This window comes from Achromobacter sp. SIMBA_011 (assembly GCF_046535435.1).
In the GTDB taxonomy this organism is placed as follows: Bacteria; Pseudomonadota; Gammaproteobacteria; order Burkholderiales; family Burkholderiaceae_B; genus Achromobacter; species Achromobacter dolens.
On the sequence record NZ_JAWRWN010000002.1, the window covers coordinates 308137 to 325412 of the forward strand.

Sequence of the window (17276 nt, forward strand, 5' to 3'; positions counted from 1 at the left end):
GCTGCGAGGGCAAGTTACTGTGTGATACATTTCTCTCGCTAAATCAGCCGCCCGCAGAGGCGGCGCTTTGGCTGCGTACCGCGTTATCGAGGGGCTGCGCATCCGGCGGGCCCGCACAGACTCTTCAAGGGGAGGCTCTTCTATGATTCCGGCAATCGGCCTGATGGTTGGGGCATACATCGTCACGCGCATGACCGCGACGCTGACCCGGCCAGGCACCAGCAAGGTCGTCAAGGTGCTTTCCATCATCACGATCGCGGTGGCGCTGGTCTCCTGTCTGGAATTGCTGACGAGCGGCGCGGCAATCCAGTCCGGTCGGTTCTGAGCCGGGCCGGTCCCGGAGCATGGGCGTCCGCCCGCGGCGGATGCGGCAGTCGGCGGGCCGCGCGTTGCGGCCAGGCGGTTTTCAAACGTCGTCGTGGAGTCACACAGCGTTCACAGGCCCGATCAATGGCGCGCAGTCTCACCCATCTGTTTTTCACCGCCGCGAAGAAGCTGAGCCGCATGCAGCGCGCGGCCATGCGCATCGCGGCGCCCAAGCGGGCGCGCAAGCGCGCCGCGCCGGCGCGTCCGGCCGCCGCCCGGCCGGCCGCGCACAGCGCCACCGGCGCCGCGGCCCCCAGCCTGGGCAGCGGTCGCTGGGAAGCCTCGCGACAATTCACCGACGCGCACGGCCGCAGCCTGTCTTTCGCCCGCTACACGCCGCCGGCCGTGCCGCGCCAGGGTATGCCGCTGGTGGTGATGCTGCATGGCTGTCGCCAGACCGCGCTGGCGTTCGCGCGCGGGTCGCGCATGAACCAGTGGGCCGACGCCGGCGGATTCATGGTGCTGTACCCGCAGCAATCGATGACGCGGCAGGTGCAGCGCTGCTGGCGCTGGTTCCAGCCCGACGCGCAGCACGGCGGCGCCGAGGCCGACCTGATCGCCGCCTTGATCCAGGCCGAGGTGGCGCGCCACGGGCTGGACCCTGAACGCGTCTACATCGCCGGCCTGTCGGCCGGCGCCGGCATGGCCGGGCTGGTGGCGCTGCGCCATCCCGCGCTGATCGCCGCGCTGGCGATGCATTCCGGGCCGGTGCTGGGCGACGCGCACAGTGCCGCGGCCGGCCTGAACACGATGCGCCGCGGCTCGGTCAAGCCGTTGCTGCCGCTATTGCAGGGCGTGGCGGATCCCGCCGCGTTCGCGCTCGGCATGCCGGCCATGATCCTGCAGGGGCAGATGGATCCGGCGGTGGCGCCGCGCAATGCCAGGCAATTGTTCGAGCAGTTCCGCGCCCTGAACGGGCTGGCGGCGGACGAGCCGCCGGTCGAGCGGGTGCTGGGCCTTGGCACCGAGAAGGCCTATCGCCGCGTCGATCTGTTGCGGGGCCGCAAGATCGTGCTGCGGTTGTGCGAAATCACCCGCGTCGAGCACGGCTGGAGCGGCGGCGATGCCTCGGTGCGCTATCACGCGCGCAGCGGCCCGGATGCCTCGGCGCTGATCTGGCGGTTCTTCCAGGGGCAGCGGCGCGTGGTCGCGTAGCGCGCCTGCGGGCAAGGGCGGCGGGGTGGCCTGACGGCGGCCAGCGCGTTATTGTTCAGGAAACGGAAACAGACATGTCGTCCCCGGCGCCGGCCGGCCGTCGCGGCGCGGCGCTAACATCGCGCCACGCCCGCGGACCCGGCGCCGTTCCCGCGCCCGGCCGGGCAAGCCTATTCGGAACTCATCATCATGTCCCTGTCCATCTACCAGGCCTCGGTGCCTGTCTTCATCCGCGGTTTGAGCGTGCTGGCCGCGCTGCTGGAAAAGGGCGCCGCCCACGCGGCCGCCAACGGCATCGATCCGGCCGAGCTGGTCAATGCCCGCCTGGCCCCCGACATGTACCCGCTGTCGGGGCAGGTGCAACGCGCCAGCGACGCCTCCAAGTTCGCCACGCAGCGCCTGTCGCAGGTCGAATCGCCCAGGTTTCCCGATGAGGAAACCACATTCGAGCAATTGCAGAAGCGCATCGCCGACACCATCGCCTACCTGCGTTCGGTGCCGGCCGAGGCGCTCGAGGGCGCCGAGGGCCGTAAGATCACGCTCAGCTTCGGCGAGTTCAAGCCCGAATTCCAGGGCGATGCCTACCTGCTGACGTTCGCGCTGCCGAACTTCTATTTCCACGTCACCACCGCCTACGACATCCTGCGCCACGCCGGCGTGCCGATCGGCAAGCTGGACTTCCTGGGGCCGTACACGGCCTGACGCCGCGTCGGGGCGTCCCGCACGCCCTCGCCGGTACGCCCTCGCCGGTATGCCCGCGCCCTTGCGGACGCGGGCCGGGCGGGCGCTTGAAGCGGCGGGTCAGCCCGGCTGCTTCGAGCGATCGCCGCAGCCTTCCATCTCGCCCATCCGGGCCATGTTGCGCTGGATTTCCTCCGGCGTCAGGTCTTCCTTGTGGGTGGCGATCGACCAGCGGTGGCCGAACGGATCCACCACCTGGCCGTAGCGGTCGCCCCAGAACATGTCGGCCGCCGGCATGGTGACCTGCGCGCCCGCCGCCACCGCCTGCTTGATCGCGGCATCCACATCCTGCACGTACAGGTGCAACGTTACCGGCGAACCCTTGAGCGCCTTTGGGCCCAGGCTGCCCCATTCGGGGAAGTCATCCATCAGCATCACCACCGAATCGCCGATGCGGATGGCGGCATGCATCACCTTGCCGCCGGGGGCCGGCAGGCGCGTCAGTTCCTTGGCATCGAACGCCTTGCGGTAGAAGGCAATGGCATCCGAGGCGCCTTCGCACACGATGTGCGGGGTCAGGGTGTGCATGCCGTCGGGAATCGCTTGCTTTGCGGGGGTGGCCATGATGTGTCTCCGATAACCGTGAAAGAGAGGGGTACTTGGGGGACGGGCGCCGGCGACTGCGCATTCCGGCCCGTCCTGTTCCCACGACGAATGGGCGGCGCCGGGATCGACAGGCCGCCGCGATTTTTTTTCAACCGCGGGCCGACTTGCCCACCAGGGTGGTGAAGCCGCCCCAGCACATGCGCTTGAAATCGAACACGCCCTCGCAGGACATGCCCGTCAGGCGCGGGTCGGCCATGACCTTGGCGTTGATGCGGTCGCGTTCGGCCTTGCTGGCGAACGCGATCCAGGAGAACACCACCGTCTCGCCCTCGCGCGCGCCGGCGGCGGCGCTGAACGAGCCGAAGCCCTCGCCGTCGATGTCGTCGGCCACGCACTCGCGGAATTCCAGCGCGCCGCATTCCAGCCAGATCGAGCCGGCCAGCTCGGCCATCTTGCGATAAGTCTCGATGTTGGCCTTGGGCACGCTCAGCAGGTAACCATCTATGTACTGTTCCATCCGATGCTCCTTGATTCCGTGTCGTTGTACGCGCCCCCCGCAGGCCCGCATCGCCGCGGCGGCCGCGCCGGCAGCCATGCCGGTAGTTGTCACTGTATCGGGATCGGCAGCGCTTTCAGATAGGCGATTGCGACATTCTTGAGGGTGGATTGCGACAGGTCTCCGGCGTATGCTGGTGGGCATGAAAAACATCGCCTTCCTGCTGCCGGCCGGCGCCAATATCGCGTCGCTGGAAACAGCCCGGCACGGCTTTCTGGTGGCCAATGAGTACCTGGCCGCGCAGGGGCGCGCGCCGCAATTCCAGGTGCGCACGCTGGCCGCCACGCGCCAGGTCAGCCTGGACGACGGCCGCATCACGGTGCAGGCCGACCTGGTGCTGGACGAGGCCCGCGATATCGACATCTGCATCGCGCCGCCGCTGCTGGGCGCGGTGTCGGACGTGGTGCTGTCCAACCGCGAACTGGTCGATTGGATCGCCCGGCACTATCGCGGCGGCGGCGAGGTCGCCAGCCTGTGCCTGGGGGCGGCGCTGCTGGCCGCCGGCGGCCTGCTCGACGGCCAGCAGGCGGTGGTGCACTGGGCCGCGCGCAACCTGTACGCCAGCCTGTTTCCGGCGGTGGATTGGAGCATCGACCGCGTGGTCCATTCCGGCAACGGCATCTACACCAGCGGCGGCGCATTCTCGGCCGCGCACCTGGTGCTGCACCTGATCGAGAAATACACCGACCGCGACACCGCCATCTGGTGCGCCAAGTACTTCCAGCTCGACTGGAGCCGCCAGAGCCAATTGCCGTTCTCGGTGTTCATGGGCCAGAAGGCGCACGCCGACCAGGTGGTGCGCGCGGTGCAGGACTTCATCGAAAGCCGCTACACCGAAAAGATCACCGTCGAGGACCTGGCCGACCGCCACGCGCTCGGCCGCCGCACGCTCGAACGGCGCTTTCGCCAGGCCACCGGCAACAGCATCGTCGAGTACGTGCAGCGCGTGCGCGTCGAAGCCGCCAAGCGGCGCCTGGAAAGCTCGCGCAAGAGCGTGTCGGAAGTGATGTACGAGGTCGGCTACAACGACACCAAGGCCTTTCGCGACATCTTCAATAAATACTGCGGCATGTCGCCGGTGGGCTACCGCGAACGCTACCAGTAGTCGGCCCGCGTCAGCCCGCGCGCCGGCGCGCCACGGGGAAACCCGATATAAAACTTTGCACAGCCTCCATGATCCAGCGTTATGCGTGGCGGCCGGCTGTTTGCCCCGTCGTGGAGAAATAGTCCATGGAATCAGGGCGTTAGCGTCTCGGTCTGGCGCCCGTCCGTGGCCCGGCGCGGCGGCTTCGCGCCGTTTCCCAATTGCCCGCGGCCATGCATGATGGTGCCTCCTGCCAGGCGCCGCCACGGCGCGCCGGGCCATGCGTTGGGACTTTTCTTGATGACAGACTTCGATCTGACCTTGCACAACGGCCGCATCGTCACGGCCGATGCCGACTTCGTCGGCGACATCGGCATTGTGGACGGCGCCATTGCCGCGATCGCGACCTCGCTGCCGGCGGGCCGCCGCGCCATCGACGCGGCCGGCCGGCTGGTCATGCCGGGCGGCATCGACAGCCACTGCCACGTGGAACAGCTTTCCAGCATGGGCGTGCTGTGCGCCGACGACTGGCACACCGCCTCGATCTCGGCGGCCCACGGGGGCAACACCACCATCGTGCCGTTCGCGGCGCAGCATCGCGGCCAGTCGCTGCGCCAGGTCGCCGAGGCCTACGCCGCCTCGGCCGCCGAGAAATCGGTGATCGACTACAGCTACCACCTGATCATCTCGGACCCCACGCCCGATACCTTGAACCGCGACCTGCCCGAGCTGATCCGCGCCGGCATCACCTCGTTCAAGGTCTTCATGACCTACGACAAGCTCAAGCTGGACGACCGCCAGTTGCTGGACGTGTTCGCCATCGCCGCGCGCGAGGGCGCGCTGCCGATGGTGCACGCCGAGAACAACGACGTCATCAGTTGGATCGCGCGCCACCTGCTGGCGGCGGGCCACACCGCGCCCAAGTACCACGCCGTCAGCCACGATCCGATCGCGGAGAACGAGGCCACGCAGCGCGCCATCAGCCTGGCCGCGGTGCTGGAAGTGCCGGTGCTGATCGTGCACGTCTCGACCCAGGGCGGCGCGCAGGCGATCCACGCCGCGCAGACGCTGGGCGCGCCGGTGTACGGCGAGACCTGCCCGCACTACCTGCTGCTGACCGCCGAGGATATCGACATCCCCGGCGTCGAGGGCGCCAAGTTCTGCTGCAGCCCGCCGCCGCGCGACCCGGTGTCGCAGCAGGCGCTGTGGCAGAGCCTGGACAGCGGCACGCTGGCGCTGCTGTCGTCCGATCACGCGCCGTACCGCTATGACGAATCCGGCAAGCTGCCGGCCGGCGACGCGACCACGTTCAAGCAGATCGCCAACGGCCTGCCGGGCCTGGAAGTGCGCATGCCGCTGCTGTTTTCCGAAGGCGTGCGCAGCGGCCGCCTGACGCTGCAGCAGTTCGTGGCGCTGACCTCGACCAATCACGCCCGCATGTACGGCCTGTACCCGAAGAAGGGCACGCTGGCGGTGGGCGCGGACGCCGACATCGCGATCTGGGATCCGGAGAAGACCGTGACCCTGCGCGCCGCCGACCTGCACGACGCGGTCGGCTACACGCCCTATGAAGGCCGCCAGGTCACCGGCTGGCCCACCACGGTGATCAGCCGCGGCGACGTGATCGTGGACGACGGCGTGCTGCGCGCCGAGCGCGGCCGCGGCCAGTTCATCGCCCGCGGCCTGCCCGCCCCGCTGCAGAAGGCGCGCGAGATCAGCCCGCGCGCCGCCTTGCTGCGCAAGATTTTCCCGGCCGTGATCGCGTCCTGAGCGACACGGCCCTCAACGCATAGCGATAGAACCCCGGAGACTGACATCGTGAGCAACGCAACCCATGCGCGCAAAATGGACCTCGCGGTCGCCCAGATGGGCGCCGTCAACCTGGCCGACACCCGCGCGGTGGTGGTCCGCCGCCTCGTCGAGATGATGCGCGAAGCCGCGGCCCGCAAGGCCGAGTTCGTGGTCTTTCCCGAACTGGCGCTGACCACCTTCTTTCCGCGCTACTGGATGGACGACGCCGAGGCGGTCGATCGCTTCTTCGAAAAGCGCATGCCCAACGCCGACGTGCAGCCGCTGTTCGACACCGCGCGCGAGCTCGGCATCGGCTTCTACCTGGGCTACGCCGAACTGACCCCGGAAGGGCGCCAGTTCAACACCGCCATCCTGGTCGACCGCCAGGCCAAAATCATCGGCAAGTACCGCAAGATCCACCTGCCGGGCCATTCCGACCACAAGCCGGAGGCGCCGTTCCAGCACCTGGAGAAGAAGTTCTTCGAGGTCGGCGACCTGGGCTTCGGCGTCTGGGAGACCAACGACGTCAAGATCGGCATGTGCCTGTGCAATGACCGCCGCTGGCCCGAGACCTACCGCGTGATGTCGCTGCAGAGCGCCGAGCTGATCGTGCTGGGCTACAACACGCCGTCGCTGAACATCCACTGGAACGAGCCGGCGCACCTGCGCACCACCACGCACGAGATCGTGCTGCAGGCCAGCGCCTACCAGAACGCGGTGTGGGTCGCCGCCGCCGCCAAGTGCGGCCACGAGGATGGCCACCACATGATCGGCAGCTCCATGATCGTGGCGCCGTCGGGCGAGATCGTGGCCCGCTCGAGCGGCGAGGAAGACGAAGTCATCACCGCCCGCATCGACCTGGGCATGGGCCAGACCTTCCGCGACCACGTCTTCAACTTCGCCAAGCACCGCAGCCCGCAGCACTACAAGCTGATCGTCGAGCGCACCGGCGCCGGCGAGCCGCTGCCGGTGGCGCAAATCGATTAGGTCCGCTTGAGGATTGCCTGCGTCATCGCGGGCAACTCCTTTTTGACGATCTGGGAAAACTGCGTCAGGAAGGCCTTGGCGATGGACGGGGGCGGCTCGATCCGGGAATGAGACACGTACACGAACAGCGGGATCGCCGGCTCGACGCGGCGCACCGCCAGCCCGTGCATCAGGGCGTCGGTCAGGCCATACGAGTCCACCAGCGCCACGCCGACGCCCTGGCGCACGAACGAGCACGCGGTCTGCGACGAGCGCACTTCGATCGCCGGGGCCAGGATGTCGCGGCCCTGCGGATCGAGATGCGCGTACAGCGTCTCGCCCAGCGGCGTGTCGCGGCTGTAGCCCACCAGCATCTCGCCGGCCAGCATGTCCGGCAGGATCACGCGCTCGCGCGCCAGGCGGTGGCCCGCCGGCAGCACGCAGACGATTTCGCCCTGCGCCAGCTCGGTGGTGATCAGGTTGGGATGCTCCGGCTTGAAGATGGAGATGGCGATGTCGGCGTAGCCCAGCAGCAGTTGCGGCAGCAGCGCGTCCATGCCCAGTGGCCGGTAGCGGATGCGCACGCCGGGGTTGCGGGCGCAGAACTTCGCGGTTGCCGCCGGGATCAGCCACTCGCCGAAGCTGGGGCTGGACACCACGCTGACCAGGCCGCCGCCGTGGCCGGCCAGGCCCGCGGCCATGTCGTTCAGGCGGTTGACGCCGGCCTGGATCGATTCCACTTCCTGGAACAGCTTGCGCGCTTCCTTGGTGGGATGCAGGCGGCCCTTGAAGCGCTCGAACAGCGCATAGCCGAGGCGCAGTTCGATCGATGCCAGCACCCGGCTGATGGCCGGCTGGGTCACGTGCAGCAGCCGCCCGGCCGCGCTCAACGAGCCCGTGATCATGATGGCGTGGAATACCTCGATCTGGCGCAGATTCAACGGCGCGGAAGACCGGACCTTTCCGGGTAACTCAGACATGCTGCGTGCTTTCCTCTTGACCCGGGCGGTGCGCCGGCGCTTGCCGGCCCGCCTCTATTGCAAGGATTCTACTCAATCGTGCCCAACGCCCGCATCCTCCTCGTAAACCCGAATTCCCTGGACAAGGTGACCGAGGCCATCGGCCGCGCGGTCGAGCCGTTCCGCCACCTGCCGCTGGATTTCCGCTGGCTGACGTCCGCCGGCGGGCCGGCCGGCATCCAGAACCAGGCCGAGGCCGACGCCAGCATCGCGCCCATGACCGAGCTGGTGCGGCGCGAGGCGGCCGGCGCCGACGCCGTGATCGTGGCCTGCTTCAGCGATCCGGGGCTGCATGGCCTGCGGGACCTGGCGCCGGTGCCCGTGCTGGGCATCGGCGAATGTTCGGTGCTGACGGCAATGAGCATCGGCGCCCGCGTCGGCGTCATCGCCATCGCCGGGGCCGCCATCCCGCGCCACCTGCGCTACTTCCGCGCCATGGGCGTGGCCGACCGCATCTGCGGCGAACTGGCGCTGGACCTGCGCGTGAGCGACCTGGCCGACGCCGAACTGGCGTTCCAGCGCATGGCGACAGTGGGCAGGACCCTGCGCGACGCCCACGGCGCCGACGTGCTCATCATGGGGTGCGCGGGCATGGCGGACCTGCGCGCGCGGCTGCAGGAGGCCTGCGGCCTGCCGGTGGTGGAGCCGACCCAGGCCGCCGTGGCCATGGCGGTCGGGCGGATCTTCGGCGGCGCTTGAACGGCCGCGGGGGCGGCAGCGCATCGGCCATGCCGGCGCCGTGGCGCGCGCATGGCCGATGCGGCGTTACGCCGCCTGCTGCACGTAGTGGCCGGCGGCCACCTGCACCAGTTGGGCCACGACCGGGTTGTCGCCCACCTTGCGGATCGGGCTCGGAATCTCGCGGGCCGCGCGCGCGCTGCGCTGGTGGCGCCGCGCCGGATCCGGCACCGGCACCGCCGACAGCAGCCGCTGCGTATAGGGATGGCGCGGCCGGTGCAGCACCTCCTGGGTCGGGCCGATCTCGACGATCTGGCCCATGTACATGACCGCCACGCGGTGGCTGACCTTTTCCACCACCGCGATGTCGTGCGAGATGAACAGGTACGACAGGCCCATCTCGCCCTGCAGCTCCTTCATCAGCTCGATCACGCGCGCCTGCACCGACACGTCCAGCGCCGACACCGGCTCGTCGGCCACGATGATCCTGGGATTCACGCTCAGCGCGCGGGCGATGCACAGGCGCTGGCGCTGGCCGCCCGAGAACTGGTGGGCGTAACGGTCCAGGAAGTCGCGCGGCAGGCTGACCCGTTCCAGCAACTGGGCGGCGCGCTCGCGGCGCTGCTCGCGGCTGTGGCCGCCATGCACCTTGAGCGGTTCGCTGACCAGGTCCCAGGCGTGCAGGCGCGGATTGAGCGACGCATACGGGTCCTGGAAGATCATCTGGATGTGGCGCCGCATCGCGCGCATCTGCTCGGGCGTCATGTGGGTGACGTCCTGGCCGGCCAGGCGGATCGAGCCGGCGCTCGGCTGCACCAGCTTCATCAGCAGGCGCCCGGTGGTCGACTTGCCCGAGCCGGACTCGCCCACCAGCGCCAGCGTCTCGCCGGCGCGCAAGTCGAACGACACGCCCTCGACGGCGTGCACGTTGGCCACCACCTTGCCGAAGGCGCCGGCCTTGACCGGAAAGCGCTTGGCCAGGCCCGACACTTCCAGCACCGCCGGGCGCTCCCGCACCATGGCTGCGTCGGGCGAACCGTCGCCCAGCCGCGGCACCGCGGCCAGCAGGTCGCGCGTGTAGGGCTGCGTGGGCGCCTCGAACAGCGTCGCGGTGGCGCTTTCCTCGATCCTGTCGCCGTGCCGCATCACCACCACGCGATCGGCGATCTCGGCCACCACGCCCATGTCGTGCGTGATGAACAGCACCGCCATGCCGACCTCGCGCTGCAGGTCGCGGATCAGGTCGATGATCTCGGCCTGCACCGTGACGTCGAGCGCGGTGGTCGGTTCGTCGGCGATCAGGAGCTGCGGCCGGCAGGCCAGCGCCATCGCGATCATCACGCGCTGGCGCATGCCGCCGGACAGGTCGCCGGGATACTGCGTCATGCGGCGTTCGGGTTCGGACATCTTCACCGCCACCAGCATCTCCTGGGCGCGCCGCCAGGCCTCCTGGCGCGAGATGTCCTGGTGCAGCAGATAGACTTCGGCCAGTTGGTCGCCCACCGTCATCACCGGGTTGAGCGAGGTCATCGGCTCCTGGAAGATCATCGAGATCTCGTTGCCGCGGATGCGCCGCAATGCCGGTTCCTCCAGCCCGAACAGGTCCACCTCGCGGCCGTCGCGCGGCACGAAGCGGGCGCTGCCGGCGGCGATGCGGCCGCCGGCGCGCTCGATCAGGCGCAGGATCGACAGCGCCGTCACCGATTTGCCGGAGCCGGACTCGCCCACCAGCGCCACCGTTTCGCCGCGGCCGATGGTGAAGTCCAGCGACTTCACCGCCCGATACGGTCGGGCGCGGGCGCCGAATTCGACGCTCAGGCCCCGCACCGCCAGTAAGGTCTCGCTCATGGGGATGCTCCGTCAGGCGCGGCTGGGAAAGACGCGCGGCGACATGGCGTCGATGTCGCGGCCGGCGTAGTCGCGCTGCGCCACGGTGGCGATGGTCCGCGCCTGGGCGCGCTCCACTTCCTGCATGGCGCGTTCGATGTCGATGGTCAGCAGCTTGCCGTCCCTGACCACCTGCTCGCCGTCCACGTATACGTCGCGGATGGCGCGGTCGCCGGCCGAATAGATCAGGCTGCGCAGCGGCTCGCGGCCAGGCCGCATGTACGGATGCGACAGGTCGACCAGCGAGAAGTCGGCCTTGCCGCCGACTGCGATGCGGCCGATGTCGTCGCGGCCCAGCATGCGCGCGCCGTTGATCGTGGCGGCGTTGAACACTTCCTCGGTGGACGCGGCGCGGAAATGGCCGGCCTGCAGCCGGGCCACGTAGCAGGCCAGCCGCATTTCATCGAGCATGTTGTGCGGGAAGGTGTCGGTGCCGATGCCGACGTTGATGCCGGCGCGCAGGTAGCGGCCCAGAAAGCTCAGCGCGATGCCGCGCCGCGCGAACACCGTCGGACAGTGCGCGACGTGCGCGCCGGAGCGTTGCAGCAGGCCGAAGTCATCGGCGTGCGGCCAATACAGCGCGCGGTGGTCGTTCAGGAAGATGCCGTGGCCGATGATGAGGCCGCCATCGAGCAGGCCCTGGTCATCGAGCCATTCGATCGGCGTGCGGCCGTGGCGGCGCGTCATCTCCGAGAATTCGACCACGCTCTGCGCGGCGTGGATCTGCATCGGGACGCCCAGGCGGCGCGCGGCGTCCCGTGCCGCCTTGAGCAGTTCGGGCGAGCAGGTGTCGACCTGCGAGGGGCACAGCATGGCGCCCAGGCGGCCGCTGGGGTGGTTGATGGCGCTGTCGGCCACCGCCAGGGCGGCCTCGAACGACTTGAGCGCCGCCGCTTCATCCCAGGTGTATTCGACCGAATGGCCGTCGTTGGTGCGCCAGGCGGCCGAGCGGAACATCGGGCCCAGCACCCCACGGATGCCGGCCGCCGCCACCACGTCGGCCCAGCCGGGGCGCGGCAGCGACATGTCCACGAAGGTGGTCACGCCGCTCAGCAGCATCTCGGCCATCGCCACCTGGTTGGAGTACTGCGCCGTCTCGATGCCGGTGCGGAACACCGGCATGTATTCGTACAGCGAGCTCTGGCCCAGCTTGTCGCTGCCCAGTTCTTCCAGCAGCCCGCGGTTGCCCGGCTCGGAAGAGGGATGGCTGTGGACGTTCACCAGGCCTGGCATCGCCATCAGGCCGTTGCCGGCCACGACCTGGTCGGCCGGGCCGGCGTAGTCCTTGCCGGCATGGATGACGGTGTTGCCGCGCATGACCAGGTCGGCGTTTTCGATATAGACGTGCGAGCCCAGCGCCTCGTCCCAGGCCACCAGGGTGGCAAGCTGCTTGAAATGGGTGATGCGGGTTGGATTGGTGTCGCTCACGGGAGACTCTCTGTGCGGCGGAATCAGGAGAAGGGCGGCGCGGGGGGGACGCCGCCCGGTGCGGTTTACTTCAACTCGATGTCCAGGCCCTTGTAGGCGGCGGCGCCGAAGATGCCGTGCGCGCGCATCGGCTTCAAGCGCGGCCCGCCCACCAGGTACAGCGAGTCGTGGTACAGCGGAATCCACGCCACGCCGTCGGAGATCTTGGTCAGCGCCTTGGACAGGATCGCATCGCCGCTCCTGGCGTCCAGCGCCTCGCTGCCCTCGGCCAGCCAGCGGTCGGTGTCGGCGTCCTTCCAGTTCATGCGGTTCGGGGTCGGGATGCTGCTGGACAGGAAGTAGCTGTTGAGCGCCTCGCCCGTGCTCATGTAGCCGAAGCTCATGCTGAATTCATCGAACTCCTGCGTGGCCAGCTTGCCCCAGGCCGAGGTCGAGTCGAACAGTTGCACGCGCAGGTCGGCGCCGACCTTCTTCATGTCGCCCTGCACGGCTTCCATGATGTCTTTCCAGTAGCCGGTGATGCCGTAGTGCAGCAGCGACAGCTTCTGGCCGTCCTTGTAGCGGTAGCCGTCCTTGCCCATCTTCCAGCCGGCGTCGTCCAGCAGCTTGTTGGCGGCGGCCGGGTCGTAGCGGTAGGCGTCGTTGGAGCCGGCGGGGGTGTTGGTGGCCAGCATGCTGGTGGCGGGCACCGCCTCGCCGAAGGTGATGGCCTCGGTCAGCGCCTTGCGGTTGATCGCCAGGTTGAGGGCGCGGCGCACGTTCACGTCCGTCAGCATCGGCTTGTCGATCTTGAAGCCGAGGAAGAAGGTCCAGTAGAACGGGTCGGCCTTGCTGACGAACAGGCGCTTGTCGGCCTTCAGGTCCTTGATGGCCCACTGCGGCAGGTAGCGCGACAGGTCGGCCTGGCCGCTTTGCAGCGCGGTCAGGCGGGTGCTTTCCTCGGGCACGATCTTCCAGACGATCTTGTCGACCTTGGGCGTCGGGTCCTTGTAGATCGCCGGGCCCCACTTGTAGCCGGCATGGCGGGTCAGCACCACTTCATTGCGCGGCGACCAGCTCTGGAAGCAGTACGGACCGGTGCCGTCGAAGGCCTTGACGCCGTAGTCCTGGCCCAGCGCCTTGACCTGGTCGATGTTGATGACCGAGTGCATGTAGTGCGCCATCTGCTGCAGCAGCTCGTTGTAGGGCTTCTTCAGCTTGTAGACCACGGTGACGTCGTCGGGCGCGGTGATGCTGTCGACCGGACCGGCGCGCCAGCGCTCCAGGCCCTTGGTTTCCGGGTCCAGCCAGCGGGTGTAGCTGGCGACCACGTCCTTGGCCGTCATCTTGCGGCCGCTGCAGAACGTCACGTCGTCGCGCAGGCTGAAGGTGTAGGTCAGGCCGTCCGGCGAGATGGTCCAGCTCTTGGCCAGCGCCGGCACCGGCGTCTTCATGTCGTAGTCCAGGCCCACCATGGTGTCGGCGGCCATGAACAGCACCTCGGCCGCGCCGCGCGCGGTGGTGCGGTGCGGGTCGTACTTGTCGGTGTCCAGCTCGCGCAGGATCAGGACGGTCTTTTCGGCCTGCGCCAGCGCCGGCGCGGGCGCGGCCAGCAGGCAGGTCAAGGCCAGCGGCGCGAGGGCCAGTCCCTGGATGGTCTTCATGATGCGGTTTCCCCTGTATGGTTTGTGATTAGGCCGGGCCTGCCGCGGTTCAGAACCGCAGCTTGGGATCGAGCGCGTCGCGCAGGCTGTCGCCCAGCAGGTTGAAGGCAAGCACGATGAAGAAGATGGTCATCGTGGGAATGGTCGAGATGTGCGGGAAGATCTGCAGGAACTTGCGGCCGTCGGCGGCCATGCTGCCCAGTTCCGCGAACGGCGGCTGCGGCCCCAGCCCCAGGAACGACAGCACGGAGCCCAGCAGGATGGTGTGGCCCAGTTGCAGCGTGGCGTAGATCATCAGCATCGACGAGCAGTTCGGCAGCAGATAACGGGTGATCAGGTAAAAGTTGCCGAAGCCCATGGCGTGGCCGGCTTCCATGTATTCCTGCTTCATCACCACCATGGCCGAGCCGCGCGCGATGCGCGCCATGCCGGGAATCGCCGAGATCCCCAGCGCCAGCACCATGCTGGTGGTGCCGGGGCCCATCAGCGCCGACAGGCTAAGGCCGAACAGGATCGCCGGGAACGACAGCAGCACGTCGACCACGCGCATGATGACGCCTTCCAACGGTCGGTAATAGGCGGCCAGGATGCCGAGCAGGGCGCCCAGGCCGGAGCCGCCGATCACCGCCAGCACGCTCAGCATCAGCGTGGCGCGGATGCCGTAGATCACGCGCGACAGGATGTCGCGGCCCTGCACGTCGGTGCCCAGCAGATAGTGGACGCCATCGGCCGAGGTCCAGCCCGGCGCCTTGCGGGCGATGGCCATGTTGGTCGAATACGGATCGTGCGGCGCCAGCCAGGGGGCGAACAGCGCCACCAGCACGATCGCGATCACCGCCAGCAGCGACAGCAGCAGGATGGGATCGCGGCGCAGGCGCGACGCGATGCGCGTCAGCGGCGTGGCGATGGCCTGGGGCGGCAGTCCGCCCATCGAGGAAGTGGTGCCTGCGCTCATGATTTGTTGCCCCGTGGATCCAGGTAGCCGTAGAGCAGATCCACGATCAGGTTGATGAGGATGAAGCCCAGCGCGGTCACCAGGATCGCGCCCTGGGCCAGCGGGAAATCGCCGGCGAAGATGGCGCCGACCGCCATGCGGCCCACGCCCGGCCAGGAATAGATCTGTTCTGTGACCACGGCGCCGCCCAGCAGGTTGCCCACCTGCAGGCCCACCAGTGTCACGATCGGCAGCAGCGCGTTGCGCAGCGCGTGGCGCAGCAGGACGCGGCGTTCGCCGGCGCCCTTGGCGCGCGCGGTGCGTACGTAGTCGCCGCTGAGCGTCTCGATCACGGCGGTGCGGGTGATGCGCGCCACCGGTCCGATCAGCACCGACCCCAGCGTGAGCGCGGGCAGCGCCAGCGATTGCAGGCCGGCCAGGGTCCAGATCGGGCCGTTGCGGCCGATGTACGGCAGGATGCCGGCGCCGCCGACGTGCTGCACCAGCAGCAGGCCGACCCAGAACACCGGCAGCGACACGCCCACCACCGACAGCGTCATGACGAAGCGGTCGGTCAGCTTGCCGCGGCGGTAGGCGGCCAGCGTGCCCAGCAGGATCGCCAGCGGGATGGACCAGACCACGCTGGCCAGCATCAGCTCGGCCGTCGCGCCGATCGTGGCGCCGATCTCGTCGATGACCGGCACGTTGGAGATCATCGAGCGGCCCAGGTCCAGATGCAGCAGGCGCCACACGTACAGGGACAACTGCTGGACGATCGATTTGTCCAGGCCGAGCTCCTGGCGCACCTGCGCCAGTTCCTCGGCGGTCGCGGTGGGGCCGGCAATCACGGCGGCGGGGTCCGCCGGCGCGACCTGCAGGAGCACGAAGCACACCACCACCACGCCCAGCAGGACTGGCAGCGAGATCGTGAAGCGATTGAGGATCTGGCGGATCATGCGAGGCCCGCGCAAGTCATACGGGCTGGCTCGGGGACTGGCCCGGTGCTAGGCGCGCCCGCGGCGGGCCGTGGGGGGGAAAGGTGAACTGGTCTCGGCATGACACGACCTCGTCTCTGTGGGCGTCCAGGTGCTGCGGTGGCCAAAGAATGCCAGCGCGTCCTGGCGCCGGGGACCCAGGGAAATCCACTATGGGAAGACCGCGGCGAGATTTCGTATTCCCTTCTCAACCAATTGAAATGAAAGGGTTTTTTTCGGGTTTTCGGCGAATGGCGCGACGCCTGCGATAACGCGGTGTTATGAAGCCTGCCTAAAGATTGATAGACACCGGAGCGATAGGCGGCAGGATCGGGACGCCCGGGCGGCGGATGGGCGGCGACGCCCGCATATCCATAGTTGGAATCCTTCGTTGGCGCCGGCTGGCGCGCCTCTTAGCCTGTTTGCTGTGTAAAGCGGGCGTTCGACACCGAAGGGGTGACCGAGGCCGGCGCCGCGCGGCGCCGGACGCCCGCGGGCTTTGTGGAGCGTGCGGTTTGAAGTTCTCTCGTTTCTGGACCCGGGTGCAAGGCCTGGCGGTGGTGTTCCTGTTGGGCGCGATGGCGCCGGCCGGCGCCGCCTATCCCGATAAACCCGTGCGGCTGGTGCTGCCGCTGGCCCCGGGCGGCGCCATGGACGTGCTCGGGCGCGGCCTGGCCGAGCGGCTCGGGGCGCTATGGAAGGTGCCTGTCATCGTCGAGAACCGCGCCGGCGCCGGTGGCAACATTGCCGCCGATCAGGTGGCGCGCGCGGCTCCCGACGGCTATACGCTGCTGCTGACCGGCGACATGCTGGTGGCCAACCAGACCCTGTTCAAGGGCGCCATCAACTACGACCCGGTCAAGAGCTTCGCGCCCATCAGCATCGTGGCGGCGACGCCGCCGGTGATCGTGGTGCGCGCCGATTCGCCCGTCCGCGATATCGCCGGCCTGCGCGACGCGGCCAGCCGGCACGTCCTGAACGTCGGCACCCCGGGCTACGGCAACAGCAACCACCGCGCGCTCACCCGCCTGCAGCAGCAAGTGCAGGGCACCGTCCAGCACGTGCCGTACAAGGGGGCGGGGCCGGCGGTGGTGGCGCTGCTGGGCGGCGAGATCGACGCCGCCATCGTGGCGTTGCCCGCCGTCTCCACCCTGATCGCCAACGGCCAGGTGCGCGCGCTCGCCGTGCTGCAGGACAACCGCAGCGCCACCGTGCCGCAGGTGCCGACGGCGGCGCAGGTCGGGCTGGCGATGGATGGCGACACCGGCTGGTTCGGCCTGCTGGCGCCGGCCGGCACCCCGCCGCAGGTGGTCGACGACGTCTGGCGCGCGGTGCGCCAGGCCGTCACCGAGCCGGATTTCCGCGCGCGCCTGCTGGCCATCGGCTTCGAGCCGATCGCCGACCAGCCGCGCGCGTTCGCCGACCGCATCGTCAGCGACGCCCTCAAATTCCCGGCGCTGCTGCGTGACAGCGGCGTGGCGCTGCAATAACGCTTCACCGACGCGCAA

At 68.8% G+C, this 17276-nt stretch carries 16 protein-coding genes; 8 read left to right on the top strand and 8 right to left on the bottom strand.

The features are described 5' to 3' along the window. Positions 1 to 142: 142 nt before the first annotated feature. The 3 genes from SB816_RS08625 (at position 143) to SB816_RS08635 (ending at position 2223) form a co-directional block, all read left to right on the top strand. The gene (locus SB816_RS08625) at positions 143 to 325 is read left to right on the top strand and encodes a hypothetical protein (RefSeq protein WP_006396220.1); all 183 of its coding nucleotides are present in this window, start codon (positions 143 to 145) and stop codon (positions 323 to 325) included. Positions 326 to 450: 125 nt separating this feature from the next. Further along, on the top strand, positions 451 to 1521 hold the full coding sequence (locus tag SB816_RS08630) for an alpha/beta hydrolase family esterase (protein ID WP_054502917.1): 1071 nt from the start codon (positions 451 to 453) through the stop codon (positions 1519 to 1521). A 189-nt stretch (positions 1522 to 1710) separates the two neighbouring features. Then, on the top strand, positions 1711 to 2223 hold the full coding sequence (locus tag SB816_RS08635) for a DUF1993 family protein (RefSeq protein WP_054502916.1): 513 nt from the start codon (positions 1711 to 1713) through the stop codon (positions 2221 to 2223). Between the two features lie 99 nt (positions 2224 to 2322). On the opposite strand, the gene SB816_RS08640 is transcribed toward SB816_RS08635, so the two are convergent. Together SB816_RS08640 and SB816_RS08645 are read right to left on the bottom strand one after the other, a co-directional pair. Beyond that, on the bottom strand, positions 2323 to 2826 hold the full coding sequence (locus SB816_RS08640) for a VOC family protein (RefSeq protein WP_054502915.1): 504 nt from the start codon (positions 2824 to 2826) through the stop codon (positions 2323 to 2325). A gap of 130 nt (positions 2827 to 2956) precedes the next feature. After that, entirely contained in the window at positions 2957 to 3325 is a 369-nt protein-coding gene (locus tag SB816_RS08645) for a DUF1428 domain-containing protein (protein WP_054502914.1), read from the bottom strand. A 169-nt stretch (positions 3326 to 3494) separates the two neighbouring features. Here SB816_RS08645 and SB816_RS08650 point away from each other — a divergent pair, with 169 nt between their 5' ends. The 3 genes from SB816_RS08650 (at position 3495) to SB816_RS08660 (ending at position 7226) form a co-directional block, all read left to right on the top strand. Continuing rightward, positions 3495 to 4469: a GlxA family transcriptional regulator gene (locus tag SB816_RS08650; RefSeq protein WP_064527894.1), complete on the top strand. Its 975-nt coding sequence runs from the start codon at positions 3495 to 3497 to the stop codon at positions 4467 to 4469. A gap of 279 nt (positions 4470 to 4748) precedes the next feature. Continuing rightward, the gene (gene hydA / locus SB816_RS08655) at positions 4749 to 6218 is read left to right on the top strand and encodes a dihydropyrimidinase (RefSeq protein ID WP_410546810.1); all 1470 of its coding nucleotides are present in this window, start codon (positions 4749 to 4751) and stop codon (positions 6216 to 6218) included. A gap of 75 nt (positions 6219 to 6293) precedes the next feature. Beyond that, on the top strand, positions 6294 to 7226 hold the full coding sequence (locus tag SB816_RS08660; RefSeq protein WP_410547120.1) for an N-carbamoyl-D-amino-acid hydrolase: 933 nt from the start codon (positions 6294 to 6296) through the stop codon (positions 7224 to 7226). Here the strand turns inward: SB816_RS08660 and SB816_RS08665 are convergent. Then, entirely contained in the window at positions 7223 to 8185 is a 963-nt protein-coding gene (locus SB816_RS08665) for a LysR family transcriptional regulator (RefSeq protein WP_054502910.1), read from the bottom strand. The genes SB816_RS08660 and SB816_RS08665 overlap by 4 nt on opposite strands. Before the next feature lie 78 nt (positions 8186 to 8263). On the opposite strand from SB816_RS08665, the gene SB816_RS08670 reads away from it, so the two are divergent. Beyond that, positions 8264 to 8923: an aspartate/glutamate racemase family protein gene (locus tag SB816_RS08670; protein ID WP_410546811.1), complete on the top strand. Its 660-nt coding sequence runs from the start codon at positions 8264 to 8266 to the stop codon at positions 8921 to 8923. A 66-nt stretch (positions 8924 to 8989) separates the two neighbouring features. Here SB816_RS08670 and SB816_RS08675 read toward each other — a convergent pair whose 3' ends face one another. From SB816_RS08675 to SB816_RS08695, 5 genes are all read right to left on the bottom strand, one after another. Further along, a complete protein-coding gene (locus SB816_RS08675; RefSeq protein WP_410546812.1) occupies positions 8990 to 10750 on the bottom strand; it encodes an ABC transporter ATP-binding protein in 1761 nt (586 codons plus the stop codon). 12 nt (positions 10751 to 10762) lie between these two features. Further along, on the bottom strand, positions 10763 to 12217 hold the full coding sequence (locus tag SB816_RS08680) for an amidohydrolase family protein (RefSeq protein WP_116791807.1): 1455 nt from the start codon (positions 12215 to 12217) through the stop codon (positions 10763 to 10765). A 65-nt stretch (positions 12218 to 12282) separates the two neighbouring features. Continuing rightward, positions 12283 to 13860 (bottom strand): ABC transporter substrate-binding protein, encoded by a 1578-nt coding sequence (locus SB816_RS08685; RefSeq protein ID WP_410546813.1) that lies wholly within the window; start codon positions 13858 to 13860, stop codon positions 12283 to 12285. Positions 13861 to 13909: 49 nt separating this feature from the next. Continuing rightward, positions 13910 to 14815 (bottom strand): ABC transporter permease, encoded by a 906-nt coding sequence (locus tag SB816_RS08690; protein ID WP_231133056.1) that lies wholly within the window; start codon positions 14813 to 14815, stop codon positions 13910 to 13912. Then, positions 14812 to 15750 (bottom strand): ABC transporter permease, encoded by a 939-nt coding sequence (locus tag SB816_RS08695; protein WP_054502904.1) that lies wholly within the window; start codon positions 15748 to 15750, stop codon positions 14812 to 14814. Before SB816_RS08695 ends, SB816_RS08690 begins: the two co-directional genes overlap by 4 nt. Before the next feature lie 533 nt (positions 15751 to 16283). Here SB816_RS08695 and SB816_RS08700 point away from each other — a divergent pair. Continuing rightward, entirely contained in the window at positions 16284 to 17258 is a 975-nt protein-coding gene (locus tag SB816_RS08700; protein WP_054502903.1) for a Bug family tripartite tricarboxylate transporter substrate binding protein, read from the top strand. Positions 17259 to 17276 lie beyond the last annotated feature (18 nt).